This is a genomic window from Aeromonas sp. OTU364 (assembly GCF_038440395.1).
GTDB lineage: Bacteria > Pseudomonadota > Gammaproteobacteria > Enterobacterales > Aeromonadaceae > Aeromonas.
This window is the reverse complement of sequence record NZ_JASATR010000019.1, coordinates 31,533-56,868: the sequence shown is the minus strand read 5'-3', so window position 1 is coordinate 56,868 and position 25,336 is coordinate 31,533. Positions and strand designations below refer to the sequence as shown.

The 25,336-nt window shown below is 62.1% G+C and carries 23 protein-coding genes and 1 tRNA gene; 10 read left to right on the top strand and 14 right to left on the bottom strand.

All coding sequences use genetic code 11. The features are described 5' to 3' along the window. Positions 1-2: 2 nt before the first annotated feature. From cysN to cysG, 3 genes are all read right to left on the bottom strand, one after another. Entirely contained in the window at positions 3-1,430 is a 1,428-nt protein-coding gene (gene cysN, locus AAHB08_RS17095; RefSeq protein WP_342059593.1) for a sulfate adenylyltransferase subunit CysN, read from the bottom strand. A gap of 24 nt (positions 1,431-1,454) precedes the next feature. Further along, positions 1,455-2,363, bottom strand: a complete 909-nt coding sequence (gene cysD, locus AAHB08_RS17090; protein ID WP_106885853.1) for a sulfate adenylyltransferase subunit CysD — start codon at positions 2,361-2,363, stop codon at positions 1,455-1,457. A gap of 104 nt (positions 2,364-2,467) precedes the next feature. Then, positions 2,468-3,898: a siroheme synthase CysG gene (gene cysG / locus AAHB08_RS17085; protein WP_342059592.1), complete on the bottom strand. Its 1,431-nt coding sequence runs from the start codon at positions 3,896-3,898 to the stop codon at positions 2,468-2,470. Between the two features lie 198 nt (positions 3,899-4,096). On the opposite strand from cysG, the gene AAHB08_RS17080 reads away from it, so the two are divergent. Then, positions 4,097-5,020, top strand: coding sequence for an SPFH domain-containing protein (locus AAHB08_RS17080; RefSeq protein WP_139434046.1), 924 nt, complete (start codon positions 4,097-4,099; stop codon positions 5,018-5,020). Beyond that, a complete protein-coding gene (locus tag AAHB08_RS17075) occupies positions 5,017-5,472 on the top strand; it encodes an NfeD family protein (RefSeq protein WP_139434045.1) in 456 nt (151 codons plus the stop codon). Before AAHB08_RS17080 ends, AAHB08_RS17075 begins: the two co-directional genes overlap by 4 nt. A gap of 83 nt (positions 5,473-5,555) precedes the next feature. Here the strand turns inward: AAHB08_RS17075 and AAHB08_RS17070 are convergent, their stop codons facing one another. The 3 genes from AAHB08_RS17070 to AAHB08_RS17060 all read right to left on the bottom strand — a co-directional run bounded on the left by AAHB08_RS17070 (position 5,556) and on the right by AAHB08_RS17060 (position 8,471). Next, positions 5,556-5,789, bottom strand: a complete 234-nt coding sequence (locus AAHB08_RS17070; protein ID WP_025328222.1) for a hypothetical protein — start codon at positions 5,787-5,789, stop codon at positions 5,556-5,558. 308 nt (positions 5,790-6,097) lie between these two features. Next, entirely contained in the window at positions 6,098-7,147 is a 1,050-nt protein-coding gene (locus AAHB08_RS17065) for an oxidoreductase (RefSeq protein WP_342059591.1), read from the bottom strand. 157 nt (positions 7,148-7,304) lie between these two features. After that, positions 7,305-8,471 carry a multidrug effflux MFS transporter gene (locus tag AAHB08_RS17060; RefSeq protein ID WP_342059590.1) on the bottom strand — a complete coding sequence of 389 codons (1,167 nt, stop codon included), beginning with the start codon at positions 8,469-8,471 and terminating at the stop codon, positions 7,305-7,307. Positions 8,472-8,707: 236 nt separating this feature from the next. On the opposite strand from AAHB08_RS17060, the gene rdgB reads away from it, so the two are divergent. Both rdgB and hemW read left to right on the top strand, forming a co-directional pair. Beyond that, positions 8,708-9,304 (top strand): RdgB/HAM1 family non-canonical purine NTP pyrophosphatase, encoded by a 597-nt coding sequence (rdgB, locus tag AAHB08_RS17055; RefSeq protein WP_025328225.1) that lies wholly within the window; start codon positions 8,708-8,710, stop codon positions 9,302-9,304. Between the two features lie 98 nt (positions 9,305-9,402). Further along, positions 9,403-10,548, top strand: coding sequence for a radical SAM family heme chaperone HemW (gene hemW, locus AAHB08_RS17050; RefSeq protein WP_342059589.1), 1,146 nt, complete (start codon positions 9,403-9,405; stop codon positions 10,546-10,548). 225 nt (positions 10,549-10,773) lie between these two features. On the opposite strand, the gene AAHB08_RS17045 is transcribed toward hemW, so the two are convergent. The 3 genes from AAHB08_RS17045 to zntR all read right to left on the bottom strand — a co-directional run bounded on the left by AAHB08_RS17045 (position 10,774) and on the right by zntR (position 12,077). Beyond that, the gene (locus tag AAHB08_RS17045; RefSeq protein WP_342059588.1) at positions 10,774-10,992 is read right to left on the bottom strand and encodes an alternative ribosome-rescue factor A; all 219 of its coding nucleotides are present in this window, start codon (positions 10,990-10,992) and stop codon (positions 10,774-10,776) included. 121 nt (positions 10,993-11,113) lie between these two features. Beyond that, positions 11,114-11,650 (bottom strand): dihydrofolate reductase family protein, encoded by a 537-nt coding sequence (locus tag AAHB08_RS17040; RefSeq protein WP_342059587.1) that lies wholly within the window; start codon positions 11,648-11,650, stop codon positions 11,114-11,116. Continuing rightward, entirely contained in the window at positions 11,640-12,077 is a 438-nt protein-coding gene (gene zntR / locus AAHB08_RS17035) for a Zn(2+)-responsive transcriptional regulator (RefSeq protein ID WP_139434040.1), read from the bottom strand. The genes AAHB08_RS17040 and zntR overlap by 11 nt, the downstream gene beginning before the upstream one ends. Positions 12,078-12,512: 435 nt before the next feature. On the opposite strand from zntR, the gene purH reads away from it, so the two are divergent. From purH to AAHB08_RS17005, 6 genes are all read left to right on the top strand, one after another. Further along, positions 12,513-14,105, top strand: a complete 1,593-nt coding sequence (purH, locus tag AAHB08_RS17030; RefSeq protein WP_342059586.1) for a bifunctional phosphoribosylaminoimidazolecarboxamide formyltransferase/IMP cyclohydrolase — start codon at positions 12,513-12,515, stop codon at positions 14,103-14,105. 102 nt (positions 14,106-14,207) lie between these two features. After that, complete coding sequence (purD, locus tag AAHB08_RS17025; RefSeq protein ID WP_342059585.1) at positions 14,208-15,497, top strand: phosphoribosylamine--glycine ligase; 1,290 nt, start codon at positions 14,208-14,210, stop codon at positions 15,495-15,497. 355 nt (positions 15,498-15,852) lie between these two features. Then, complete coding sequence (locus AAHB08_RS17020) at positions 15,853-16,227, top strand: cytochrome b562 (RefSeq protein ID WP_025328232.1); 375 nt, start codon at positions 15,853-15,855, stop codon at positions 16,225-16,227. Then, entirely contained in the window at positions 16,208-16,762 is a 555-nt protein-coding gene (locus tag AAHB08_RS17015; RefSeq protein WP_342059584.1) for a cytochrome b/b6 domain-containing protein, read from the top strand. The genes AAHB08_RS17020 and AAHB08_RS17015 overlap by 20 nt, the downstream gene beginning before the upstream one ends. Before the next feature lie 288 nt (positions 16,763-17,050). Beyond that, entirely contained in the window at positions 17,051-19,627 is a 2,577-nt protein-coding gene (locus AAHB08_RS17010) for an alpha amylase C-terminal domain-containing protein (protein WP_342059583.1), read from the top strand. Positions 19,628-19,774: 147 nt separating this feature from the next. After that, positions 19,775-20,245 carry a tetratricopeptide repeat protein gene (locus AAHB08_RS17005; RefSeq protein WP_265435113.1) on the top strand — a complete coding sequence of 157 codons (471 nt, stop codon included), beginning with the start codon at positions 19,775-19,777 and terminating at the stop codon, positions 20,243-20,245. A 48-nt stretch (positions 20,246-20,293) separates the two neighbouring features. Here AAHB08_RS17005 and AAHB08_RS17000 read toward each other — a convergent pair. From AAHB08_RS17000 to rpsU, 5 genes are all read right to left on the bottom strand, one after another. Then, a tRNA-Ile gene (locus tag AAHB08_RS17000) sits at positions 20,294-20,370 on the bottom strand. Between the two features lie 178 nt (positions 20,371-20,548). Further along, positions 20,549-22,444: an RNA polymerase sigma factor RpoD gene (gene rpoD, locus AAHB08_RS16995; RefSeq protein WP_289976629.1), complete on the bottom strand. Its 1,896-nt coding sequence runs from the start codon at positions 22,442-22,444 to the stop codon at positions 20,549-20,551. A 183-nt stretch (positions 22,445-22,627) separates the two neighbouring features. After that, positions 22,628-24,415, bottom strand: a complete 1,788-nt coding sequence (dnaG, locus tag AAHB08_RS16990) for a DNA primase (protein ID WP_342059582.1) — start codon at positions 24,413-24,415, stop codon at positions 22,628-22,630. Positions 24,416-24,503: 88 nt separating this feature from the next. After that, positions 24,504-24,947, bottom strand: coding sequence for a GatB/YqeY domain-containing protein (locus AAHB08_RS16985; protein WP_202047197.1), 444 nt, complete (start codon positions 24,945-24,947; stop codon positions 24,504-24,506). Positions 24,948-24,962: 15 nt separating this feature from the next. Further along, positions 24,963-25,178, bottom strand: coding sequence for a 30S ribosomal protein S21 (gene rpsU / locus AAHB08_RS16980; RefSeq protein WP_005309452.1), 216 nt, complete (start codon positions 25,176-25,178; stop codon positions 24,963-24,965). Positions 25,179-25,336 lie beyond the last annotated feature (158 nt).

Genomic DNA, 25,336 nt, shown 5'->3' with positions numbered 1-25,336 from the left:
GCTTACTCCTTGCCGGAATCGTTGCTGATGGTCAGCGCCTGCCAGTGGGGGAAGTGCTTGCGCACCAGGGCGTTGAGCTCCACTTCGAACTCGCTGTATTGCCCTTTAGCCACTTTCGCGGCCAACCCTTCCACTATCATGCCCGCGCCCACGGTGACGTTGGTCAGACGGTCGATCAGGATGAAGCTGCCGGTATCGCGGATCTCCTGGTAGGGGTCGAACGCCACCGGGTCGGTCAGGCTGAATTCGCACAGGCCGATCTCGTTGAGCTTGAGCTCGGCGGCGTCCAGCTCATCGAGCTTGTTGATCTCGATGCGGTGGCGGATGGCTTCCACCTGGCCGCGACTCTTCTTGGTGGCCAGCTTGACGTCATAGACCCGGCCCGGTTGCAGGGACTCCTCCCCCATCCAGACGATGTGGGCCAGCAGGTTTTGGGTCACCAGCGGCTTTCTGGCGGCATCCACCAGCAAATCGCCACGGCTGATGTCGATTTCATCGGTAAAGGTGACCGTGATGGCCTGACCCGGCAGGGCGTAGTCGAGATCGCCGTCGAAGGTCACGATGCGGGTCACCGTGCTCTCCTTGCCGGAGGGCAGCACCGCCAGCTTGTCGCCGACCCGCAGGATGCCGGAGGCCAAGGTCCCCGCGAAGCCGCGAAAATCGAGGTTGGGGCGATTCACATACTGCACCGGCAGGCGCACCGGGTGACGCTCCAGCTCGCGCTCCACTTCGGCAGACTCCAGCAATGAGAGCAGGGTTTCACCCTGATACCAGGCCAGCTTGTCGCTTGGGTTGACCACGTTGTCACCGTCCAGGGCCGAGACCGGCACTATGTGGATGGTGTCGACGCTCAGCTTCCTGGCGAACTCGCGGTATTCGGCACTGATGCGATCGAACACCTCCTGGCTGAACTCCACCAGGTCCATCTTGTTGACCGCCACCACGAACTGCTTGATGCCGAGCAGGCTCGCGATAAAGCTGTGGCGACGGGTCTGATCCAGCACCCCCTTGCGGGCGTCGATCAATATGATGGCCAGATCGCAGGTGGAGGCGCCGGTGGCCATGTTGCGGGTGTACTGCTCATGGCCCGGAGTGTCCGAGATGATGAACTTGCGTTTCGCGGTAGAGAAATAGCGGTAGGCCACGTCTATGGTGATGCCCTGCTCGCGCTCCGCCTGTAGGCCGTCCACCAGCAGCGCCAGATCCAGCTTCTCGCCCGTGGTGCCGAGCTTCTGGCTGTCGGACTCCAGCGCCTTCAACTGATCTTCATAGATCTGCTGGGAGTCGTGCAGCAGGCGGCCGATGAGGGTGCTCTTGCCGTCGTCCACGCTGCCGCAGGTGAGAAAGCGCAGCAGGCTCTTGTGTTGCTGGGCGTGCAGGTAGGCTTCAATGCCCTGTTCGCTGATGGCGGTCTGAATGTGGTTGTTCATGATGCGATTCCTTAGAACATTTTTTTAGAAATAGCCCTGACGCTTCTTCTGCTCCATGGAGCCGGCCTGATCGTGGTCGATGAGCCGCCCTTGCCGCTCGCTCGAGGTGGTGAGCAGCATCTCTTCGATGATCTCGGGCAAGGTGGTGGCATTGGATTCGATGGCCCCGGTCAGCGGGTAGCAGCCCAGGGTGCGGAAGCGCACCAGCTCCTGCTTCACCTCGTCTTCCGGACCTATGGGCATGCGCTCGTCATCCACCATGATCTTGATGCCATTGCGCTCCACCACCGGGCGATGGGCGGCAAAGTAGAGCGGCACTATGTCGATGTTCTCGAGATAGATGTATTGCCAGATGTCGAGCTCGGTCCAGTTGGAGAGCGGGAACACCCGGATGCTCTCCCCCTTGTTGACCTGGCTGTTGTAGACGCGCCACAGCTCCGGGCGCTGGTTCTTCGGATCCCAGCGGTGGGACTTGTCACGGAAGGAGTAGACCCGCTCCTTGGCACGGGACTTCTCCTCGTCGCGGCGGGCGCCACCGAAGGCCGCATCGAAGCCGTATTTGTTGAGCGCCTGCTTGAGCCCCTCTGTCTTCATGATGTCGGTGTGCTTGCCGCTGCCGTGCACGAAGGGGTTGATGTCCATGGCCAGGCCGTCCGGGTTCTTGTGGACGATGAGATCCAGCCCGTACTTTTTGGCGGTCTCGTCCCGGAACTTGATCATCTCCTTGAACTTCCAGTTGGTGTCCACGTGGAGCAGGGGGAAGGGGATCTTGCCCGGATAGAAGGCCTTGCGGGCCAGGTGCAGCATGACGGAGGAGTCCTTGCCGATGGAGTACATCATCACCGGATTTTCAAATTCGGCAGCCACCTCGCGGATGATATGGATGCTCTCGGCTTCCAGCTGTTGCAAGTGGGTAAGTCTTTCACGGTCCATGTCTGGGTCCTCGGTTCATTGCTATCGCGCCTGCTCGGGGCGCGGTTCTGGTTCAGTTCGGTGCCGCCTTGGCCGCACCGTCAAATCGATTCGGGTCTCGCCCTTCAGGCCAGGCTCACCAGCTTGAGTTCGTGGCGGCTCGCCTCTGCCTCGGCCCGCTCGCCCGCCTGTTCGCCAAACCAGGCGAGCTGCTGGCGCAAGGCCACCACCTCGCCGATGACGATGAGGGACGGGCTCACCGCCTGCTGGGCCAGTTCCGCCAGATCCGCCAGAGTGCCGGTCAGCACCCGCTGCCGCGCCGTGGTGCCCCGCTCTATGATGGCGATGGGGGTGGCGGCGCTTCGGCCATGGCTCACCAGCTGCTGCTGGATGTGCTCGGAGCGCATCAGCCCCATGTAGATGACCAGGGTCTGGTTGGTTGAAGCGAGCTGCTGCCAGTCGGGCTCCTTGCCCTCCTTCTGGCAGTGGCCCGTGATGAAGACGGCGCTCTGGGCATGGTCACGGTGAGTCAGCGGAATGCCCGCATAGGCGGTGGCACCGGCGGCGGCCGTGATGCCGGGCACCACGGAGAAGGGAATGCCCTCCTCTGCCAGCACTTCCAGCTCCTCGCCGCCGCGGCCGAACATGAAGGGATCCCCCCCCTTGAGCCGCACCACCCGGTTGCCCGCCCTGGCGTATTCCACCAGCAGGCGATTGGTCTCTTCCTGGGGCACGCTGTGGACCCCCGCCTTCTTGCCGACCGACACCAGGGTGGCGTCCCGGCGTACCAGATCCAGGATCTCCGGGGAGACCAGCTGGTCATAGAGCACCACTTCGGCTTGCTGAATCTGTTGCAGCGCCTTGAGGGTCAAGAGGCCAGGATCGCCGGGGCCCGCCCCCACCAATACCACTTCCCCCATTTCGGTCTGGGCCTTGTCGAGCCCCTCGTTCAGCCACTGCTCGGCCCCTTGCCAATCGGCTTTCTCGATCAGACCGGCCAGGGTGTTGGAGGCAAAGGCGCGCTCCCAGAAGCGGCGGCGATCCGAGAGGGAGGCCAGCACCCGCTTGGCCCGGCTGCGCACCCGGCCGGAGAGCTCCGCCAGACCGCCCAGATGGCGCGGCAGCAGGCTCTCGAGCCGCTCGCGCAACAGGCGCACCAGCACCGGCGCCTTGCCGCCGCTGGAGACGGCCACCATGATGGGGCTGCGATCGATGATGGAGGGGAAGATAAAGCTGGAGCGCTCGGGGTCATCCACCACATTCACAAAAAGCCCGAGCTGATTGGCGCTCTGGTAGACCAGGGCGTTGACCTCGAGGCTGTCGGTGGCCGCCACCACCAGGATCTGGCCGGCCAGATGGGCCGGCTCGAAGCGAGCCGCCACATGGGTGAAGCGACCGGCAAACTCATGGAAGTCGGGCTCGAGCTCGGGAGAGACCAGGGTCAGCCGGGCACCTGCCGCCAGCAGCAGGCGCGCCTTGCGCAGGGCAACCTCGCCCCCGCCCACCAGCAATACCGGGCGGCCTTCCAACCTGGCAAACATAGGTAAATAATCCATCAGGGCCCACTCCTAGGCATACGACGACATCTTGGGCGACTATAGGCAGGAGTCCTTATCCCTCAAAATAATAAAAAATGCTCTTTAATGCGTTTTAGTAATTAGTAAAGCCGTGCCGTGGCAAAGGGGAGCGAATGTCCTTGTGGTGGTTCGCACCAGACTCTAGGCTAGTGAAAGTGTTTCATAAGGAGCTTTACCATGAATGAGTCATTGATTGTGCTGGGGATCTTCGTGTTCCTGGTGCTGGCCACCCTGAGCGCGGGCATCAAGATAGTGCCACAGGGTTTCAACTGGACCGTGGAGCGCTTCGGCCGCTACACCCGCACCCTGACCCCGGGCCTCAACCTGCTGATCCCCTATGTGGACAGAGTCGGCCACAAGATCATCATGATGGAGCAGGTGCTGGACATCCCGGCCCAGGAGGTGATCTCCCGGGACAACGCCAACGTCACCATAGACGCCATCAGCTTCGTGCAGGTGGTGGATGCCCGCAAAGGGGCCTATGAGGTCAACGATCTCACCAGCGCCATCAGAAATCTGACGATGACCAATATGCGGACAGTGCTCGGCGCCATGGAGCTGGACGAGATGCTCTCCCAGCGCGACACCATCAACGAGAAGCTGCTGCGTACCATGGATGCCGCCACCGCCCCCTGGGGCATCAAGGTGACCCGGATCGAGATCAAGGATGTGCGCCCGCCGCTCGCCCTGGTGGAGGCGATGAACGCCCAGATGAAGGCCGAGCGCCAGAAGCGGGCCGAGGTGCTGGAGGCCGAAGGGGTGCGCCAGTCCAAGATCCTGAAAGCGGAAGGGGAGAAGCAGTCCCAGATCCTCAAAGCCGAGGGGGAACGCCAGGCCGCCTTCCTCGCCGCCGAGGCGCGGGAGCGTGCCGCCGAGGCGGAAGCCAAGGCGACCCACATGGTCTCCCAGGCCATCGCCGAGGGGGATATGCAGGCCATCAACTACTTCGTGGCCCAGAAATACACCGAGGCCCTGGCCCGCATCGGCGAAGGCCCCAACAGCAAGATCATCATGATGCCCCTGGAGGCGGGCAGCCTGATAGGTTCGGTGGCCGGCATGGCCGAGCTGTTCAACAAAGATGGCAAGGTCGGCAAGTCATGACAGCCCTGTTCGAGGGGCTGACCCACTGGCACTGGCTGGGGCTCGGCTTCGTGCTGCTGGCCATCGAGGTGCTGGGATCGGTGGGCTTCCTGCTCTGGACCGGCATCGCCGCCCTGGAGGTGGGGATCTTGCTGCTGATCTGGCCCTTCGGCTGGCAGGCACAGCTGCTGCTGTTCGCGGCGCAGTCCCTGGTGACCACCTGGGCCTGGTGGCGCTGGCAGCACAAGCGCGACCGCTCGAGCCGCGATGCGGCCGCCCCCATCAACGAGCGGATGCAGAGCTATCTGGGACGGGAGCTGACCCTGCTCGATGAGGTGAGCCAGGGGATGAGCCGGGTGCACCTGGATGACACCGTCTGGACGGTGCGCTGCAACCAGCCGCTGGCGGCGGGCAGCAGAGTCCGGGTGACGGGATATGACTCCCATATCCTGCTGGTGGAGCCGCTACCCTGAGCGGGGAGCCGTTGCCCGCAGTGGCCATAAAAAAAACGGGCCCGGCGTTACCGCCGGGCCCGTTTTTTTTATGAGGTGCAGGCTTAGTTGGCCTTGGCATCGCTCACAGCAGCTTCTGCCTTGGTGGCCACGTCAGCAGCAGCCTTCTCGACGGTAGCAGAGGCTTCGGAAGCGGCCTTCTCTACGGTAGAGGCAGCTTCGCTAACAGTTGCAGCAACGTCGGCGGCCGGAGTAGCGGCCGGAGCGGCGGCTTCTTCTTTCTGACCACAGGCGGTCAACATCAGACCCAGGATACCGGCTACCAGTACTTTGTTCATGTGCATACCCTCAAAAAAAGATGGAGAGATGGTGTCAAAAACCATCACTGTGCGTCTTCGCTCCCGGTAAAACAGCGAGCCACCGGGATCGGGAGGCGCGCGAAATATATCCCCATATGCGACCAATGAAAACGCGTATCACAATGATATTTTCTCGTTGGCTGGATAAAAAGAACTACTGCAACGACAAATGTTAATACAATACGCCTTTATTGACGCTAAATCGCACAATTAAACACCAACAAGAGAACGATTGTCAGTCAATCATTGCCATTTCAGCAGCCGTAACCGGTATCGTGAACATGCCCTCAGTCAGACAGCTTCTGACAGCTCAGCCGCCGCCCCTGGCTGTCGCTCTCTCTGGCCAGATCCAGCAGTGCCATCACCGCCAGGGCCTCCACCGCGGGCACTGGGTTGCCGGCCTCCCCCCTGATGGCGGCGCAGACACCGCGGTAGTAGGCGCCGTAATCACCAGCCTCCCCGCTCACCGCCTGCACCGAGGATTGCCCCTCCACCATGCGGCTGAGCTGACCGGGTTCGGGATCCTGGCCCCAGTTCGCCGCGGGCGGGCGCAGGCCGAGCTTGAGCTGCTCCTCCTGCACATCCATGCCGAACTTGATGAAGGATCCTTCGCTGCCGTGGATGACGAAACGCGGCATGGTGGCAGAGACCAGGCAGCTGCCGTGCAGAATGACCCGCATCTCGCCGTAACCCAGCACCACGTGGAAGTAGTCATCGCTCAGGGCGCCGGGGCGCTGGGCGGCCAAATCCGCCTGGATCCAGTCAGGCTGACCGAACAGCTGCAACGCCTGATCCAGGATGTGGGGACCGAGATCGAACCAGAGCCCGGAACCCGGGCCGCCCGCCTCGCGCCAGCGCTGACGGACCTCGGGGCGGTAGCGATCAAAATGAGATTCAAACTGGGCGATCTTGCCCAGCGCCCCTTCCGCCAGCAGGCGGCGTACCGTGAGGAAGTCTCCGTCCCAACGCCGGTTGTGGAAGATGCTGAGCAGCCGCTGCTGCTTCTCGGCCAGCTCGACGAGCGCCTCGGCTTCGGCCAGATCCAGCGCGAACGGCTTGTCGATCACCACGTGCTTGCCCGCCAGCAGGGCCTGACGGGCGATGGGGGCATGGGTATCGTTCGGGGTCGCTATCACCACCAGATCGACCGTGCTGTCGGCCAGCACCTCGTCCAGGGTGCCGACCCGGCAGCCCGGCAGCTCGGCCTGCACCTTGGCGGCATCACGGCTCACCACCCGGCGCAGGGCAAGCCCCGGGGTGCTGGTCAGGAAGGGGGCGTGGAAGGTCTGTCCTGCAAAGCCGTAACCCACCAGGGCGGCGTTGATTGTCTGACTCATGGGATTCTCCGCTGAACTGTCCAATATGATAGGCACCTGGCGACGCTGCGCCCAAAAAAGAAGGGGGCCTTAAGCCCCCGTTTCGTTCATCAGAGCACAGGATTTATGGCCTGTGCAAGCGACGTTATCCATCGACGTCGGGGCTCTGCCCCGCGCATCAAGGCTGCAGGCAGAGGCGACGACCCTGCCGCGTCATCAGCATCAGCAAGGGCGGCAGCAGCAGCCACATGTGCAGGGCCAGCTGGCTCAGGGGATCCGGCATCAACCAACCGGTGATCCCCACCAGGGCGCCGGAGCCGCTCATCTGGAACAGGCCGAGCAGGGCGGCGGCGGTCCCGGCACAGTGACCGAAGGGTGCCAGCGCCATGCCGGCGGCGGCGGCGAGTATCATGGCGAAGCCGATGCTGGAGAGGAACACCGGCCCCATCATCGCCAGCGGATGAGCCAGGTGCATGGTCAGCGTCAGCAGGATGGCCGACAGCAGCAGCACCAGCAGGCCGATGCGCAGGGTGCGTCTCGGCCCCACCCTGGCGATGAAGCGCGGTGCCAGGAAGCAGGCCAGGATGTTGAGCGCCGCGTTGGCGGTGAACCAGTAGCTGAACCCGTTCATGTCCAGACCCAGCTTCACCATCAGCTGTACCGGCGCCGCCGTGACATAGGCCAGGATCACCGCCATCGCCAGCATGCAGAGCGCCGCGTTGAACAGGAAGCTCGGGGAACGCAGCACAGGGCTGTAGCGGGACCAGCTGATGAGCGGGCCGCTGCTGCTGGTCTCCTCCGGGCGGGTCTCCGGCATCCGCCACAGCAGCCAGCTACCGACCACAACGGCATACCCGGCCATAAACCAGAAGTTGGCCGACCAGCCCGCCTTGGCGGTGAGCCAGCCACCGAGCAGGGGCGCCAGCGCCGGAATGAAGCAGATGGCGCCGTTCAGGTAGGAGATCATCTGACCGCTCTTCTTGGGGCCATAGCTGTCACGCACCACAGAGAAGGCGGCGACCGAGGTGGCACAGGCACCGAAGCCTTGCAGCACCCGCGCCAGCATCAGCTCGCCGAGGCTCGCCGCAAAACCGGCGGCCAGGGCGCTCAGGCCATAGAGCAGCACACCGCCAAGGGCGATGGGCTTGCGCCCGTAGCGATCGGCGAGCGGCCCCACCAGCAGCTGACCCAGCCCCATGCTGAACAGGAACCAGGTGATGGTGCCCTGCATCAGGGTCACTTCGGCCCCCAGCTGCTCGGCCATCTGCGGGATGGCGGGCAGATAGATGTCGATGGCCAGCGGGCTGAACAGCACCAGGAGTACAAGCAGAAGAATCAATGGCATCAGTCACCTCAAGCCCTAGGGGGAAAATCGATTGGTGCGCGAGTCTACTGACTCAGAGTAATGAATTGAAATGGTATTTAATCACTTCGGTTATTCCCATGAGGAAACATGTATTTTATCCACCTCTCTGCACTACCATGGCGACCCACATCCGGTGCCGGATTGCAGGCAATTGGCGCTTTTACTAAACCCCTGCCCCGCATAGAATGCGCAGATTATTTTTGCGGAGGTGCGTGATGAACAAGCTTGTCCTGGCAACAGGGAACCAGAAAAAGGTGAAGGAATTGGCCGCCATGCTGGCCGATATGAAGATCCAGGTGATCCCACAGAGCGAGTTTGCGGTCTCCGATGCCGACGAGACCGGCACCACCTTCGTCGAGAATGCCATCATCAAGGCACGCCACGCCGCCCGCATCACAGGCCTGCCCGCCGTCGCCGACGACTCAGGCCTGGAAGTGGACCTGCTGCACGGTCGCCCAGGCGTCTACTCCGCCCGCTTTGCCGGCGCCGGTGCCAGCGACAAGGAGAACATCGACAAGCTGCTGGCCGAGCTGCAAGGCGCCCCCGACTACCTCAAGAGCGCCCGCTTCTGGTGCGTGCTGGTCTATATGCGCCACGCCGACGATCCCACCCCCATCATCTGCCAGGCGAGCTGGGAGGGGATGATCATCGACGAGCCCCGCGGTCAGCACGGCTTTGGCTATGATCCCGTGTTCTTCGTGCCGGATCACGACTGCACCTCGGCCCAGATGCCGGCGGAGCTCAAGAACCAGCTCAGCCATCGCGGCCAGGCCCTGGCCAAGCTCAAGGCGGCGCTGGCCGCGGCGCACTGAGACCCGACCGGGCGCCGGGATACGCCGGCACGCATTTCATCTACAATGGGGGCCACCCGACCGGCCCCCATTTTGATTTTTTGAATACTGGAAACACCATGCTGCAACTGCCGCCCCTCTCCCTCTATATCCATGTGCCCTGGTGCGTCCAGAAGTGCCCCTACTGCGACTTCAACTCTCACGCCCAGAAGGGGGAGCTGCCCCACCTCGAGTACGTGGCCGCCCTGCTGGAGGATCTGGATAAGGATCTGCACTGGGCCCAGGGGCGCCCGCTCTCCTCCATCTTCATCGGCGGTGGTACGCCGAGTCTGCTCTCCGTGGAGGCCATGCAGGCTCTGCTGGACGGGGTGCGTGGGCGCATCGCCCTGACTCCGGACTGCGAGATCACCATGGAGGCCAACCCGGGCACGGTGGAGGCGGACAAGTTCGCCGGCTTCCAGCGAGCTGGCATCAACCGCATCTCCATCGGGGTGCAGAGCTTCCAGCAGGAAAAATTGACCCGCCTCGGCCGCATCCACGGCCCGGAAGAGGCGCGCAAGGCCGCCGAGCTGGCCCATGCCATATCGCTTCCCACCTTCAACCTGGATCTGATGCACGGCCTGCCGGATCAGAGCCTGGAGGACGCCCTCTATGATCTGCAGCAGGCCATCGACTGCGCGCCGCCGCATCTCTCCTGGTATCAGCTCACCATAGAGCCGAACACGGCGTTCGCCTCCAAGCCCCCCAGGCTGCCGGAGGACGACACCCTGTGGGACATCTATGAGCAGGGCCACGCCATGCTCACCGCCCAGGGTTATCAGCAGTACGAGATCTCGGCCTACGCCAAGGCGGGCTACCAGTGCCGCCACAACCTCAACTACTGGCGCTTTGGCGACTATCTGGGCATAGGCTGCGGCGCCCACGGCAAGGTGACGGATCTCGCGAACCAGCAGATCCTGCGCACCGCCAAGGTGAAACACCCCAAGGGGTATCTGGACCCTGCCCGCCCCTATCTGGACAGCCAGTGGCAGGTGAGCGCGGACGATCTGCCGCTGGAGTACTTTATGAACCGGTTCAGATTGTTTGAACCGGCTCCCAAGGCGGAGTTCGAGGCCTATACCGGGCTGCCGCTGGAGCGGGTGGAGACCATGCTCGCTGTTGCCCAGACCAAGGAGCTTATCGAAGACCTGGGAGAGTGCTGGCAGCTGACCTCCCTAGGCCATCGCTACCTGAACGTGCTGCTCGAGCTCTTTATGGACGAATGAGGTAACCGCCTTTAACCAGATGGAACACAAGCGGGGCGCCATGAGCGCCCCGCTTGTTTTGGTTCTAAGAACCTGTTCACGGTCTGTCGCGGGAGGCTGTCAGCAAGGTGAAGAGCAGCGCAGGAACCGGAGTGTGTAAGTACACATGAGGATTCCGAGCAGCACATGAGCCTTGATCACGGCCTCGCAGCAAGATCGTGGACAGGTTCCAAAGCAGAAACCCGCTCAACAGCAGACGCGCATCATCTGCTGTTGACCGGGCTCCCACCGCTTGCCGTGCTTGGCCTTGCGCTGGTAGCTCCCCTTGCCCTTCTTGCTTGGCTCGACCCTGGCCTGGAACAGGGGGGAGGTCACCAGTGCCTTGAGGTGGTTGTCCTGGATGATGCCGCGCTGATGATCGTGGACGGGTTCAGTGGTGGCGAAGGCCACCTTCTTCTTGGCCATGCTGGCTCCTTTGCTGTGATGGTAATGAATGGCGCGTTGCCGAACGAGAGGCCGGGAAGGCAGCTCAGGACGGCGAAAAAACGCACCGATTGTGCGCCTCTTGCCGCCCGCCTGCAAGGGCTCAGGTCGGGTGATAGACGACCCGTACCAGGCCGCTTGGCAGCACGGTGCTGGACACAGGGACCAGGCGCCCGGGCAGGGCTTGCGTCCACAGGGAAACGCCGGCCCCCAGGGTGACCGGCACCCAGAACAGGGTCAGCTCGTCCACCAGCGCGGCCTGCAGGCCCTGCCTCACGACCTCGCCACCGTCCAGATAGATGTGGCGCGCCCCCTGCTGCCCCAGCTCGCTCAGCACCTGCGCCAGCGCCCCCTGCCGGAAAGAGACATGGGCACGGGGCGTGGCGGGCCTGTGGGTCAGCACAGTCACAGGTTTGTCGCCATAGGGCCACTCGGGAAAGCCGAGCACGGTTTCATAGCTGTTGCGCCCCATCAGCAGCAGATCGGCGCTGGCCATCAGGGCGCTGTAGCCGGTCTCCTCCTGGGAGTCGCCGCCATAGGGGGTGAGCCAGTCAAGATCCCCGCCCTCCCCCGCGATAAAGCCGTCGAGGGAGAGGGCGAGGAAGGCAGAGACCCTGGGCCGGTGCAGCTCAGTGCTCATGGTCGTGATGCTCGTGACGGGAGGGGGCGCCGGACTCCAGGGTCTCCAGGATGGCGCAGTGCTCCGCCGAGCGGGGGCCACCGCAGCAGATGTCGGAGAGCGCCTTCAGGTTCTCCCGAAAGCGGGTCAGCTCCAGGATCTTCTGCTCTACCTGTTCAAGCTTGGTGTCGGCCACCGCCTTTACCTCCTGGCAGGTCACCCGCGCCTTGTTGGTGTCGAGGGCGAGCAGCTCGCCTATGTCCGCCAGGGAGAAACCCACCGACTTGGCGCGGATGATGAACTCCAGCCGCCGCCTGTCCTGCTCCCCATAGAGGCGGTAGCCAGACTCGTTACGGATCCCCGGCGAGATGAGGCCGTTCTTCTCGTAAAAGCGCAGGGTGTCCGCCTTCACCCCGCACGCCTTGGCCAGTTCCCCGATCCGATACATAACCCTCTCCCCGACATGGCATAGCGCCCAAAATGGTACTCAATATAAACCGGCTTCCACTATCGCCCCTTTGCCCGACGATTGCCAGCCAAAGGCAGGAAAGCAGTAGACAACCCGGGCGATCCCGCCCCTTGGCCCTCAAAACACTGAAAAGACAAACGTTTCACAAAAAATCACCAGAAAACGTTTAACACCGCACCGCACAAGGCTTTGTCTCTTTAAAAAATCCACCACGGGTCACATTTTTTGTGTAGAATACGCGCCCACAAGAGAGCGTCGCGTCAAGCGGGCATTTCCTAAAACGCTTTTGCCAACCCCCGGCTCCCCGGGCGAGAGTGGTTTGCGAAATCCCCCACTTCCATTTATTTGGGGACTCTCTGTGTTGAGCCTCGCCTCCCATGGAACGGTCCCCGTTATGCTGAGGACGATAGTGTGATGGAACAAGCTCGACCCATTCGCCGTGCGCTGCTGAGTGTGTCTGACAAGACTGGCATCCTGGAATTTGCCAAGGCACTCAACGAGCGTGGCGTGGCCCTGCTCTCCACCGGTGGAACCGCCAAGCTGCTGGCCGACGCGGGCCTGCCGGTGACCGAGGTCTCCGACTACACCGGCTTCCCCGAGATGATGGACGGCCGGGTCAAGACCCTGCACCCCAAGGTGCACGGTGGCATCCTCGGCCGCCGCGACCTGGATGACGCCATCATGGCCCAGCACGCTATCTCCCCCATCGACATGGTCGTCGTCAACCTCTATCCCTTCGCCGCCACCGTGGCCAAGCCAGGTTGCACTCTGGAAGACGCCGTCGAGAACATCGACATCGGCGGCCCGACCATGGTTCGCTCCGCCGCCAAGAACCACAAGGACGTCACCATAGTCGTCAAGGCGGCCGATTACGGCCGGGTGATCGCCGAGATGGATGGCAACGGCAACAGCCTGACCCTGGCTACCCGCTTCGATCTGGCCATCGCGGCCTTCGAGCACACCGCCGCCTACGACGGCATGATAGCCAACTACTTCGGCACCCTGGTCCCCTCCTATGGTGACAACAAGGAGGGTGACGCCGAGTCCCGCTTCCCGCGCACCTTCAACGCCCAGTTCATCAAGAAGCAGGACATGCGCTACGGCGAGAACAGCCACCAGGCTGCCGCCTTCTACGCCGAAGAGCTGGCCGCACCGGGCTCGGTGGCCAGCGCCATCCAGTTGCAGGGCAAGGCGCTCTCCTACAACAACATCGCCGACACAGACGCGGCGCTGGAGTGCGTGAAGGAGTTCGCCGAGCCGGCCTGCGTCATCGTCAAGCACGCCAACCCCTGTGGCGTTGCCATAGGTGACGACCTGCTGGGTGCCTACGATCGCGCCTACCAGACCGACCCCACCTCCGCCTTTGGCGGCATCATCGCCTTCAACCGCGAGCTGGATGGTGCCACCGCGGCGGCCATCGTCGCCCGCCAGTTCGTCGAGGTGATCATCGCCCCCAGCATCAGCCAGGCGGCCCGCGAGGCGGTCGCCGCCAAGCAGAACGTGCGTCTGCTCGAGTGCGGCCAGTGGACTGCCCCGGCCCAGGGCTTTGACCTCAAGCGCGTCAACGGCGGCCTGCTGGTGCAGGAGCGGGATCACGGCATGGTCACCCTGGGGGATCTCACCGTGGTCAGCCAGCGTCAGCCCACCGAGGCCGAACTCAAGGACCTGCTGTTCTGCTGGAAGGTCGCCAAGTTCGTCAAGTCCAACGCCATCGTCTACGCCAAAGACGGCCAGACCATAGGCGTGGGTGCCGGCCAGATGAGCCGGGTCTACTCCGCCAAGATCGCCGGCATCAAGGCCGAGGATGAAGGGCTGACCGTCGCGGGCTCCGTCATGGCCTCCGACGCCTTCTTCCCGTTCCGCGACGGCATAGATGCCGCCGCTGCCGCGGGCATCTCCTGCGTCATCCAGCCAGGTGGCTCCATGCGTGACAACGAGGTGATCGAGGCCGCCAACGAGCACGGCATGTGCATGGTGTTCACCAACATGCGCCATTTCCGTCACTGATGAGTCAGGGCCGCCACTGGCGGCCCTTTTGTTGTCTCTTTTCAACTGACTATTTTCAACCGCTGCCCCAAGCGGTTATCACAAATAGAAGCGAGCGATACGATGAAAGTACTGATCATTGGCAACGGCGGCCGTGAGCACGCCCTGGCCTGGAAGGCCAAGCAATCCCCCATGGTGACCCGGGTGTTCGTCGCCCCCGGCAATGCCGGTACCGCCCACGAGGGCAGCATAGAGAACGTCGCCATCGAAGCGACCGACATCCAGGCCCTGCTGGCCTTCGCCAAGGCCCAGCAGATCGGTCTCACCATAGTCGGGCCGGAAGCGCCCCTGGTGAAAGGGGTGGTGGATGCCTTCCGTGCCGAAGGGCTCGCCATCTTCGGCCCGACCGCCGCCGCCGCCCAGCTGGAGGGCTCCAAGGCCTTCGCCAAGGACTTCCTGGCGCGCCACGCCATCCCCACCGCCGAGTACCAGAACTTCACCGAGGTGGAGCCGGCGCTGGCCTACCTGCGCGAGAAGGGTGCCCCCATCGTCATCAAGGCTGACGGTCTGGCGGCAGGCAAGGGCGTCATCGTCGCCATGACCCTCGAAGAGGCGGAAGCGGCAGTGCGCGACATGCTCTCCGGCAATGCCTTCGGCGACGCAGGTGCCCGTGTGGTGATCGAGGAGTTCCTGGACGGGGAAGAGGCGAGCTTCATCGTCATGGTGGACGGCGAGCACGTGCTGCCCATGGCCACCAGCCAGGATCACAAGCGGGTGGGCGACGGCGACACCGGCCTCAACACCGGTGGCATGGGGGCCTACTCCCCGGCGCCCGTGGTGACAGATGCGGTGCATCAAAAAGTGATGGAGCAGGTGATCATGCCGACGGTGCGCGGCATGGCGGCCGAGGGCAACGTCTACACCGGCTTCCTCTACGCCGGCCTGATGATCGATGCCGAAGGCAACCCCAAGGTGATCGAGTTCAACTGCCGCTTCGGCGACCCCGAGACCCAGCCCATCATGCTGCGGATGCGCTCCGATCTGGTGGAGCTCTGCCTGGCCGCCTGTGCCGGCAAGCTGGATCAGGTCGAAGCCATCTATGATCCCCGCGTCGCCATCGGCGTGGTGCTGGCGGCGGGCGGTTACCCCGGTGACTACCAGCAGGGCAAGCCCATCAGCGGCCTGCCGGTGGAAGAGGCGAGCGGCGAGAAGGTATTCCATGCCGGCTCCCAGCTGGCAGGAGACACCATAGTCACCGCCGGTGGCCGCGTGCTGTGCGCCACCGCGCTGGGTCACACCGTCGCCGAGGCGCAGCAACGCGCCTACCAGCTGGCGGGTCGCATCCAGTGGGACGGTGTCTTCTACCGCAAGGACATCGGCTGGCGCGCCATCGAGCGCGAGCAGGCCAGATAAAGGCCGCCTCCCCCACCGAACACAAGGGCCTGCGGGCCCTTTTTGCTGCCTGGACCACCGGGAACCACCCTGCCGGCCCCAGACTTCCCCCCAGCCCGGCATGGGGGTGGCTGGCGGCATCCATCCCTTGGCACCGCTCGCCGCCTCGGGTCCACGGCCCCGGGTTGCCGCCTGTTTCCGCTCCCGGCTCATCCCCTTCTGACTACATATGTACAGCACAATGCACACATTTCGTCACAATTGGTCGCACTTTCCCCATACAATTGCCCCGCTTTCATGGCATCATGCTGTATGATACCGCACTCAAATGAGTGCCATAAGAACCTGCAATCTCGTCGTCTCATAAGGAAATCCCATGTTGAAAACTGTGCGTCCCCTGCTGCTGCCCCTGATGTTTGGCCTGATGACCCTGCCCGCCATGGCCGGCGATCTGGAGCAGCCGATGAAGAAGATCGGCTTCAACTACAAGCAGGCCGTCAAGGCAGATGATGCGGCCACCATGGAGAAACACATCAAGGAGATGAAGGCTCAGCTCGATGTGGCCAAGGAGAGAAATATGCCGGCTGCCAAGAAGGAGAAGTTCCTCGAGGGCATGAACAAGGTGCAGAGCGAGCTGGATGCCAGCCTGGCGGCCCTGCAGGCCGGTGATCAGGAGAAGGCCCAGGCCCACCTGGCCAAGGTCAACGACCTGAAGAAGGAGTACCACCAATATGCCAAGCAGAAAGGCTGATCCCTTCCACTGGGATGGTCTGGTCCGCCTCACCCACTGGGGTGTGGCAGCGGTCTGCATCGGCAACCTCTGGCTCAACGAGGCGGGCGAGGAGTGGCATGAGTGGCTGGGCTATGCCGCCATGGCCCTGATCGGCTTGCGCCTGCTGTGGGGGCTCACCCTGGCACGGGGCCATGCCCGCCTGAGCGCCCTGATCCCGAGCCGGGACGATTTCCGCCAGCAGGCGGTAGCGCTGCGCGAGCGCGCCCCCGCGGCGCCCGGCCATCACGGCAGCGGCAAGCTGGCGGTCTGGGTACTCTGGCTGCTGGTGCTGGCGACCGCCGGCAGCGGCTGGTTCCAGAACACAGAGACCGGCTTCGAGCTGGGAGCAGACGACTGGCACGAATGGTGTACCTGGGCGCTGCAGGCCATGATAGCCCTGCACCTGTGCGCCATCGTCTACACCTCCTGGCGTCAGCGCAGCAACCTGGTGACCCGCATGCTGCCCCGCCGCCGGCGCAGGGTGTCGCAGCACCAGCAGGAACCCCATTCCTGAAGCAGACGGGCACCATTGTGCCCGTCTTCCCTTCCCGCCGGTCCGGCCGCAAGGCCATATCAGCCTGGCGACCGCACCGGTTTATCCCCCTCAACGGCGTGACGCCTCCTCCCTCTTTTGCCACGCCGCCATGAAAGCATTTTCATTCACACTTCTTAACTAATCCCGGCTGTACGATTTTCAATCCCCTCGATTTCATGAATGCTACAGAGCCGAACGAGGTTGTTTGTGGTCCGTTCGACATGATGACAGTGAGACGTCAATAACAAGATCGAAGGGAAAATCGTCATGCACAACACAGTGTTTCGAACCGCCGTGCTCGCCGCGGTGCTGGGCTCATTCAGCCACACAGCCGCCGCCGAAGGGGTCATGGTCCACCTGTTCCAATGGAAGTTCAACGACATCGCCAACGAGTGCGAGACAGTGCTCGGTCCCAAGGGATTCGGCGGTGTCCAGATCACCCCGCCCGCCGAGCACAAGCAGGGGAGCCAGGTCTGGTGGACCGTCTACCAGCCAGTCAGCTTCAAGAACTTCAACAGCTTCGGCGGCAGCGAGGCGGAACTCAGGAGCATGATCACCCGCTGCAACGCGGCCGGGGTCAAGGTCTATGCGGACGCCGTCTTCAACCAGCTGGCCTCGGGCACCGGAACCGCCACCGGCGGCGGCAGCTACAACTCGGGGCAGTATCAGTATCCCCAGTTCGGCTACAACGACTTCCACCACAGCGGTGACATCACCAACTACGGCGACAGCAACAACGTCTGGAACGGCGCCCTCTACGGCATGCCGGATCTCAATACCGGCTCTCCCTACGTACAGGATCAGATCGCCACCTACATGAAGACCCTGCTGGGTTGGGGCGTGGCAGGCTTTCGTATCGATGCGGCCAAGCACATGGCTCCCGGCGAGGTGAAGGCCATTCTCGACAAGGCAGGCAGCCCCAAAGCCTACCTGGAGGTGATAGGTGCCGGGGGAGAATCGGCGGACATCCAGCCGGGTCGCTACACCTATATCGATACCGTCACCGACTTCAAATACGGCACGGATCTGGCCGCCAACTTCAACGGCCAGATCAAGAACCTCAAGACCCTCGGCGAGAGCTGGGGCCTGCTCCCCTCCAACAAGGCCTTCGTCTTCGTGGTCAACCACGACCGCGAACGCGGCCACGGCGGTGGCGGCATGCTCACCTTCATGAGCGGTGCCCGCTATGAGCTGGCCAACACCTTCATGATGGCCTGGCCCTATGGCTGGAAGCAGGTGATGTCGGGCTATCGCTTCGAGAACATGGGTACTTATGAAACCGACAAGGGGGCGCCGGGCAGCACGCCCTGCACAGACGGCCAGTGGAACTGCGAGCAGCGTCGCCCGACCATCATGAACATGGCCCTGTTCCACAACAGGACCGAAGGCCAGCCAGTCAGCAACTGGTGGGACAACGGCAACAACCAGATAGCCTTCGGTCGGGGAGACAAGGGCTTCGTCGCCATCAACAACGAGAGCGGCAGCCTGGTGGCCTCGGTGCAGACCGGCCTGCCGGCGGGCGAGTACTGCAACCTCCTGGGGGGCAATGACTACTGCAGTGGTGGTTATGTCACCGTCGACGGCAGCGGCAAGGCCAGCCTGAACGTGCCCGCCATGAAGGCGGCTGCCATCATCGCCGGCTGCACCAAGGCCAGCCCCTGCGGCGGCAGCGCCCTGCCGGGCAACAAGTTCAGCAGCATGAACCTGCGCGGCACCCATAACGCCTGGGGCAACACCCCCATGACAGTCGATGCCAACCGTGTCTGGTCCGCCACCCTGACCCTGACCGGCAGCGGTGACGCCACCGGCGCCCAGCGCTTCAAGTTCGACGTCTTCGGCAACTGGACCGAGAACTACGGTGACAACGAAGGGGACGGCATCGCCGACAAGGGCAGCAGCAAGGATATCCTGGTCAGCGGGACGGGCAGCTACCGCATCACCCTGAACGAAGGGGATCTGCGCTATACGGTGACCCCCCTCGCCAGCAACCAGGCACCGGTCGCCGCCCTCTCCCCCAAGGTCCTCAGCGTCAAGACGGGAGAGAGCGTGGTGTTCGATGGCTCCGCCTCCACCGATGATGAAGGCGTGGCGAGCTACAGCTGGTCCACCGGGGGCAGCGCCCCCACTGAGACAGTCCAGTTCGATACCCCGGGCTCCCATGTTGTCACCCTGACAGTCACCGATGCCGAGGGGCTGACCGCCAGTGCCAGCGCCACCGTGACAGTCACCGACAGCAACGGTGCCTACAACAGCGTGCTGCCCACCCTGCACCTGCGCGGCACCCCCAATGCCTGGGGTTCGCTGGCCATGACCTTGGTTGCCGACAATCAGTGGGAGGCATTGGCCACCTTCGACGGCCAGGCCAACCAGCGCTTCAAGTTCGACGTCAAGGGAGACTGGACCCAGAACTACGGCGACACCAACAAGGATGGCGTGGCCGAGCTGGGGGGCGCCGACATACTGACCCCGGTCAGCGGCCAGTACCGGGTGCGCTTCAACGACCAGACCCTGCAATACAGCCTGACCCCGGTCAGCGTCGGCTATGACAGTAATATCGCCAGCCTCAACATCCGTGGCACCACCAATGGCTGGGGTACCACCCCCATGACGCTGGTGGGGGATCACCAGTGGCAGGCCGGCGTCACCTTCACCGGCAGCGGAGATGGCAACGGCAGCCAGCGCTTCAAGTTCGACGTCAAGGGTGACTGGACCCAGAACTACGGCGACACCAACAAGGACGGTGTGGCCGAGCTGGCCGGGGCAGACATCACCACGGCGGCGGTCGGCGCCTATGTGGTGCGCTTCAACGACCAGACACTGACCTACAGCCTGAGCGCCCAGTAAGGCTGGACACACGCCCAGGGCATTGAGCCCCGGCGCTGAACCAGGCCTCCCGCCATCGGCGGGAGGCCTTTTTCATGGCCCCATGACCGGTTCCCCGCCAGCCCGTCGGCAGGCATACTGATCCTTCATCCCCGTGCAGGAGCGCATATGAAACTATTGGAAACCCTCAAGGCCGAGGGACGGATCGAAGAAGCCCGCCAGCACGGCCTGCTGCAACTCATCGAGCACCCGCAACACGCCGAACTGCATTATGAAGTGGCCAGCCTGCACGACATGCAGGGGCGCGAGGCCCAGGCCATCCCTCTCTACCAGAAGGCCATCAGGCTGGGACTGGGTGAGGCCTCCTTGCGCGGCGCCTGGCTCGGCCTTGGCAGCTCCTATCGCTGCACCGGGCAATATGCCGAGGCGCTGGCCACTTTCGACGAGGCCCTGGCCCGCTTTCCGGATGCCACCGAGTTCAGGGTGTTCCGTGCCATGACCAGCTACAACCTGGGGCACCACAAGGAGGGGATGGAGACCTTGCTGGGGGTGCTGGCCGAGACGACCGCAGATCCTGCCCTCGTCCCCTACAGGCGCGCCATGGCACTCTACGCCGCCGATCTGGACCGCCGCTGGTGAACGCCAGAAACGACAAAGCCGCTCATGATGAGCGGCTTTGTCTGAATGTGGTGGCCCCTGCCCGACTTGAACGGGCGACCAATCGATTATGAGTCGACTGCTCTAACCAACTGAGCTAAGGGGCCAGAATCTTGGTTTTGCGGCGTGGATTATAGGGGATGTGAGATAAACCGTCCATAGGCAGATCAACCACTTGGCGAGTTTTTGTCCACTAATCCGCTAATCTTTTGCACCCAGGCTGCCGGATAAAACAAAGCCCCGCATGGCGGGGCTTTTGAGACAAGTTCAGGCGGTGCCTCAGGACTATTCGTCCAGGAAGCTGCGCAGCACTTCCGAGCGGCTCGGGTGGCGCAGTTTGCGCAGTGCCTTGGCTTCGATCTGACGAATACGCTCACGGGTGACGTCGAACTGCTTGCCCACTTCCTCGAGGGTGTGGTCAGTGTTCATGTCGATACCGAAACGCATGCGCAGCACCTTGGCTTCGCGAGCGGTCAGGCCGGCCAGCACTTCGCGGGTGGCGTTGCGCAGGCTCTCGCTGGTCGCCGCATCCGCCGGCAGGGCGAGCGTGGTATCTTCGATAAAGTCGCCCAAGTGGGAATCTTCATCATCACCGATGGGCGTCTCCATGGAGATGGGCTCCTTGGCGATTTTCAGTACCTTGCGGATCTTGTCTTCCGGCATGCCCATGCGCATGGCCAGCTCTTCCGGGTTCGGTTCGCGACCCATCTCCTGCAGCATCTGGCGGGAGATTCGGTTGAGCTTGTTGATGGTCTCGATCATGTGCACCGGAATACGGATGGTACGGGCCTGATCCGCGATTGAGCGGGTAATGGCCTGACGGATCCACCAGGTGGCATAGGTCGAGAACTTGTAGCCACGACGGTATTCAAACTTGTCCACCGCCTTCATCAAACCTATGTTGCCCTCCTGGATCAGATCCAGGAACTGCAGACCACGGTTGGTGTACTTCTTGGCGATGGAAATAACCAGACGCAAGTTGGCCTCGACCATCTCTTTCTTCGCACGGCGGGCCTTGGCCTCACCAATGCTCATGCGACGGTTGATGTCCTTGATCTGGGCGATGGACAGACCGGTCTCTTCTTCGATCTGCTGCAGCTTGCCGATGGAACGCAGCACTTCTTCGTCCATCTCGAGCAGACGGGGAGACCAGGCCTTGCCAGCCTGCTTCTGGTATTCAAACCAGGCAGTCTCGCACTCGTTGTTGGTGAAGGCAGCGACGAAGGTCTTCTTCGGCATCTTGGCCTGCTCAACGCAGAGCTTCATGATGATGCGTTCCTGCACGCGAACCCGCTCCATCATCTCCCGCATGTTGTTGACCAGGCGATCGAACTGCTTGGGCATCAGGCGGAATTGACGGAACACATCGGCCAGCTGGGCGATGGCAGCCTGGGTGTCGTCGTGGGCGCGACCATTCTTCTGAATGGAGAGACGGGTGACTTCGTACTGGGCACGCAGCTCGCCGAACTTCTCGCGGGCGACTTCCGGATCCGGACCACCGTCCCCGTCGTCGTCGGAGCTGTCGCCGTCTTCGTCTTCATCCTCGTCTTCATCTTCGTCTTCGTCAGCGAGATCGTCTTCACTGAGTTCGGAGCCGATGTGAGTGGCGGTCGGCGCCACGTCGTCCGCTTCGTTCGGATCGATAAAGCCGGAGATGATGTCGGACAGGCGCAGTTGCTCGGCTTCGTACTTGTCGTACTGTTCGAGCAGGTAAGTGATGGCTTCAGGGTACTCGGCAACGGAGCTTTGTACCTGATTGATACCGTCCTCGATCCGTTTGGCGATGTCGATTTCGCCTTCACGGGTCAGCAGTTCGACGGTGCCCATTTCCCGCATGTACATGCGGACGGGATCGGTCGTGCGACCAATCTCAGATTCAACAGATGCCAGAGCCTGGGCCGCTGCTTCGGCAGCGTCCTCATCGGCGGTACCACCTTCGGCCATGATCAGATCATCGGCGTCCGGGGCGTTTTCCACTACCTGGATACCCATATCGTTGATCATCTGGATGATGTCTTCGATCTGGTCAGAGTCGACAATGTCTTGCGGGAGGTGATCGTTCACCTCGGCATAGGTCAGGTAGCCCTGTTCTTTACCTTTGGCAACGAGGAGTTTAAGCTGAGACTGCGGGGTTTGCTCCATAGAACTCATCCGGTTGGTGTTGCTAGGTTGCGCGTACAGTGCGCTGCTGCGCAAATAGCCAATTCTAATAGAAAACCGCCAGACATGCTATGTCTGGTTGCGGCGTCGGTCATGAGAAACCCCTGCCCGCAGTATTGTCGGGGCCAGGCGGTTATAAAATGTTTGCTTTTAATCCCGTCGATTCGGGCAACGGTATTCATATTGGGACTAATCACTCAAATATCAAGCCCCGCTCTCATTTCTTTTCTCAATCTGTACCTCTCTGATCAGCATCATCAACTCCTGTGTTTCCTCAGAGCTTAGCCCTTCCTGAGCCACCTTGGCCTGCAATTCTTCGATTCGTTGCTTCAGAAACTGGTTGATGAAACCGACGAAGGTATCCTGCAATTCTCCCAGAATATCCGGCTCCTGGTCGAGCTTGATCTCTTCAAACAGGTCGTGCATGGCCAGCTGAGCCAGGATTTCCCCCTCCTTGGTACCGCGCCAGTGCTCCAGCAGGATGCCGGTAGTGATCCCTGGCTGAGTCAGGATCTGCTGATGCAGCTGCAACAGGAACTTGATGCCCTGCACCCGCAGCCCAGCCAGTTCCGGCATGGCCGGCAGTTCGGCCGTCACCGCCGGATATTGCACCATCAGAGCCAGTGCCCGGCGAATGGGGGTCAGTTTGGCAGCCTTGGGCTTGCTGACTTCCCCCTTGGGCTGGCTATTGCGGGCAAACAGCTCGGCGATCCGCAGCTTGTTCTCCCCCCAACGCATCATGCTGGAGAGCCGGGTGATCAATCCTTCCCGGGTAAAGCCCTCCGGCACGCGGCGGATCAGTTCGGCAGCCTTGTTGGCCACTTCAAACTTGCCCGCCTCGCCAGAGAGGGCGGCATCACGCCCGAGACGCTCGAACATGAAATCGGCGAAGGGCTGGGCCTCGTCCAGCAAGGCCTCAAACCCCTCCTTGCCGATCTGGCGGACCAGAGAGTCGGGATCCTCCCCATCGGGCAGGAACACGAATTTGAGTTCGCGCCCGTCCTGCAGATGGGAGAGTGCGTTGTCCAGCGCTCGCCAGGCCGCCTCACGACCGGCGTTGTCGCCATCGTAACAGCAGACCACCTCGGCCGTGGTGCGAAACAGGGTGTGGATATGGTCGCTGGTGGTGGCGGTGCCCAGCGCGGCAACCGCATAGTCGATGTCGTACTGACCGAGCGCCACCACGTCCATGTAGCCTTCCACCACCAGGATCCGGCGAGGATCCTTGTGTGCCTGCTTCACCTCGTAGAGGCCGAACAGTTCACGTCCCTTGTGGAAGATGGGGGTTTCAGGGGAGTTGAGATACTTGGGAGTGCCATCCCCCAGCACCCGGCCACCGAAGCCGATGACCCGACCCCGCTTGTCACGGATGGGGAACATGATGCGATCGCGGAAACGATCATAGCTGCCAGGGCCGCTGTCTCGGGGGATCAACATGCCGCCGGAGATAAGCAACTGCTCGTGATCCCGGCTGGCCCCGAAACGGCGCCTCACCTGATCCCAGTCTCCCGGGGCATAGCCTATGTTGAAGCGCTTGACCACTTCCCCGGTCAGGCCACGCCCTTTGAGGTACTCCACCGCATGGGGAGCGCTCTTCAGGTTGCTTTCGTAGAAGCGGGCGATCTGGTTCATCAGCTCGAACAGATCCTTGCTGACGGCGGGTTGGGCACTGCCAGAACCGCCCAGGCTCTGCTCGCGAGGCACCTGCATGCCCTGCATGCTGGCGAGTTCTTCGATGGCGTCCGGGAATTCGAGTCCGTCGTACTCCATGACAAAGCCGATGGCATTGCCGTGAGCACCGCAACCGAAGCAGTGGTAGAACTGCTTCTCCTGACTGACGGTGAAAGAGGGGCTTTTTTCGTTATGAAAAGGACAACAAGCCTGATAGTTCTTGCCAGCCTTCTTCAGCCGCACTCGCGAGTCGATCAGCTCGACTATGTCTGTGCGTACGAGCAGATCATCGATAAAGGATTGTGGGATCCTGCCTGCCATAACCGTCCTGTTTCACTGCAGAGAAAATAAAAAAGCCGCGCATTCACAGGGAAGCACGGCTTCTTTCGACTAACAAGAGAAATGCCTGTTACGCCAAGCGGGTTTTCACCTGAGCACTGACGGCGCCGACATCGGCACGCCCCTGAATTTTCGGCTTCAAGACAGCCATGACTTTGCCCATGTCCGCCATGACGGCAGCCCCACTTTCGGTGATGGCTTGCTCGATCAACACGGCAATTTCCTCTGCGGTCAGCTGTTGCGGCAGGAATTCCTGCAGCACCAGGATCTCGGCGGACTCTTTGTCGGCAAGATCCTGACGACCGGCAGCTTCAAATTGGCTGATGGAATCACGGCGCTGTTTGACCATCTTGGTCACGACAGCGAGGATATCCTCATCATTGAGCTCGACACGGGTATCGACTTCACGCTGCTTGATTTCTGCCATCAACAAACGGATCGCTCCCAAGCGGGCCTTGTCTTTGGCCAGCATGGCGAGTTTTTGTTGATCCTTGAGTCGATCCTTCAGAGACACGGCATGATTCCCCGATTAGTACAGGCGGATACGACGTGCGTTTTCGCGGGACAGCTTCTTGGCGTGACGCTTGACGGCAGACGCTTTGGCACGCTTGCGAATGGTAGTCGGCTTCTCGTAGAACTCACGGCTACGAACTTCAGACAGGATACCGGCCTTTTCGCAAGAACGCTTGAAGCGACGCAGAGCAACGTCAAACGGCTCATTTTCACGGACTTTGATTACTGGCATGTGCCTTTCACCTCAGTGATATATGGTTAGCTGACCTTCAATCGATCAGCATGTCTTAAAATGGTGCGAAATTATACTCTGGACAGGGAATGAAAGTAAACCCGCAGAGATCGCTCTGGTTTAAAAAACCCGCGAAGGTTACCATAGCCGTCTCATTT

Bases quoted from the DNA above. Each gene is read 5' to 3' on its own strand.
- cysN (WP_342059593.1), bottom strand. From the start codon at position 1,430: ATGAACAACCACATTCAGACCGCCATCAGCGAACAGGGCATTGAAGCC.
- cysD (WP_106885853.1), bottom strand. From the start codon at position 2,363: ATGGACCGTGAAAGACTTACCCACTTGCAACAGCTGGAAGCCGAGAGC.
- cysG (WP_342059592.1), bottom strand. From the start codon at position 3,898: ATGGATTATTTACCTATGTTTGCCAGGTTGGAAGGCCGCCCGGTATTG.
- AAHB08_RS17080 (WP_139434046.1), top strand. From the start codon at position 4,097: ATGAATGAGTCATTGATTGTGCTGGGGATCTTCGTGTTCCTGGTGCTG.
- AAHB08_RS17075 (WP_139434045.1), top strand. From the start codon at position 5,017: ATGACAGCCCTGTTCGAGGGGCTGACCCACTGGCACTGGCTGGGGCTC.
- AAHB08_RS17070 (WP_025328222.1), bottom strand. From the start codon at position 5,789: ATGAACAAAGTACTGGTAGCCGGTATCCTGGGTCTGATGTTGACCGCC.
- AAHB08_RS17065 (WP_342059591.1), bottom strand. From the start codon at position 7,147: ATGAGTCAGACAATCAACGCCGCCCTGGTGGGTTACGGCTTTGCAGGA.
- AAHB08_RS17060 (WP_342059590.1), bottom strand. From the start codon at position 8,471: ATGCCATTGATTCTTCTGCTTGTACTCCTGGTGCTGTTCAGCCCGCTG.
- rdgB (WP_025328225.1), top strand. From the start codon at position 8,708: ATGAACAAGCTTGTCCTGGCAACAGGGAACCAGAAAAAGGTGAAGGAA.
- hemW (WP_342059589.1), top strand. From the start codon at position 9,403: ATGCTGCAACTGCCGCCCCTCTCCCTCTATATCCATGTGCCCTGGTGC.
- AAHB08_RS17045 (WP_342059588.1), bottom strand. From the start codon at position 10,992: ATGGCCAAGAAGAAGGTGGCCTTCGCCACCACTGAACCCGTCCACGAT.
- AAHB08_RS17040 (WP_342059587.1), bottom strand. From the start codon at position 11,650: ATGAGCACTGAGCTGCACCGGCCCAGGGTCTCTGCCTTCCTCGCCCTC.
- zntR (WP_139434040.1), bottom strand. From the start codon at position 12,077: ATGTATCGGATCGGGGAACTGGCCAAGGCGTGCGGGGTGAAGGCGGAC.
- purH (WP_342059586.1), top strand. From the start codon at position 12,513: ATGGAACAAGCTCGACCCATTCGCCGTGCGCTGCTGAGTGTGTCTGAC.
- purD (WP_342059585.1), top strand. From the start codon at position 14,208: ATGAAAGTACTGATCATTGGCAACGGCGGCCGTGAGCACGCCCTGGCC.
- AAHB08_RS17020 (WP_025328232.1), top strand. From the start codon at position 15,853: ATGTTGAAAACTGTGCGTCCCCTGCTGCTGCCCCTGATGTTTGGCCTG.
- AAHB08_RS17015 (WP_342059584.1), top strand. From the start codon at position 16,208: ATGCCAAGCAGAAAGGCTGATCCCTTCCACTGGGATGGTCTGGTCCGC.
- AAHB08_RS17010 (WP_342059583.1), top strand. From the start codon at position 17,051: ATGCACAACACAGTGTTTCGAACCGCCGTGCTCGCCGCGGTGCTGGGC.
- AAHB08_RS17005 (WP_265435113.1), top strand. From the start codon at position 19,775: ATGAAACTATTGGAAACCCTCAAGGCCGAGGGACGGATCGAAGAAGCC.
- dnaG (WP_342059582.1), bottom strand. From the start codon at position 24,415: ATGGCAGGCAGGATCCCACAATCCTTTATCGATGATCTGCTCGTACGC.
- rpsU (WP_005309452.1), bottom strand. From the start codon at position 25,178: ATGCCAGTAATCAAAGTCCGTGAAAATGAGCCGTTTGACGTTGCTCTG.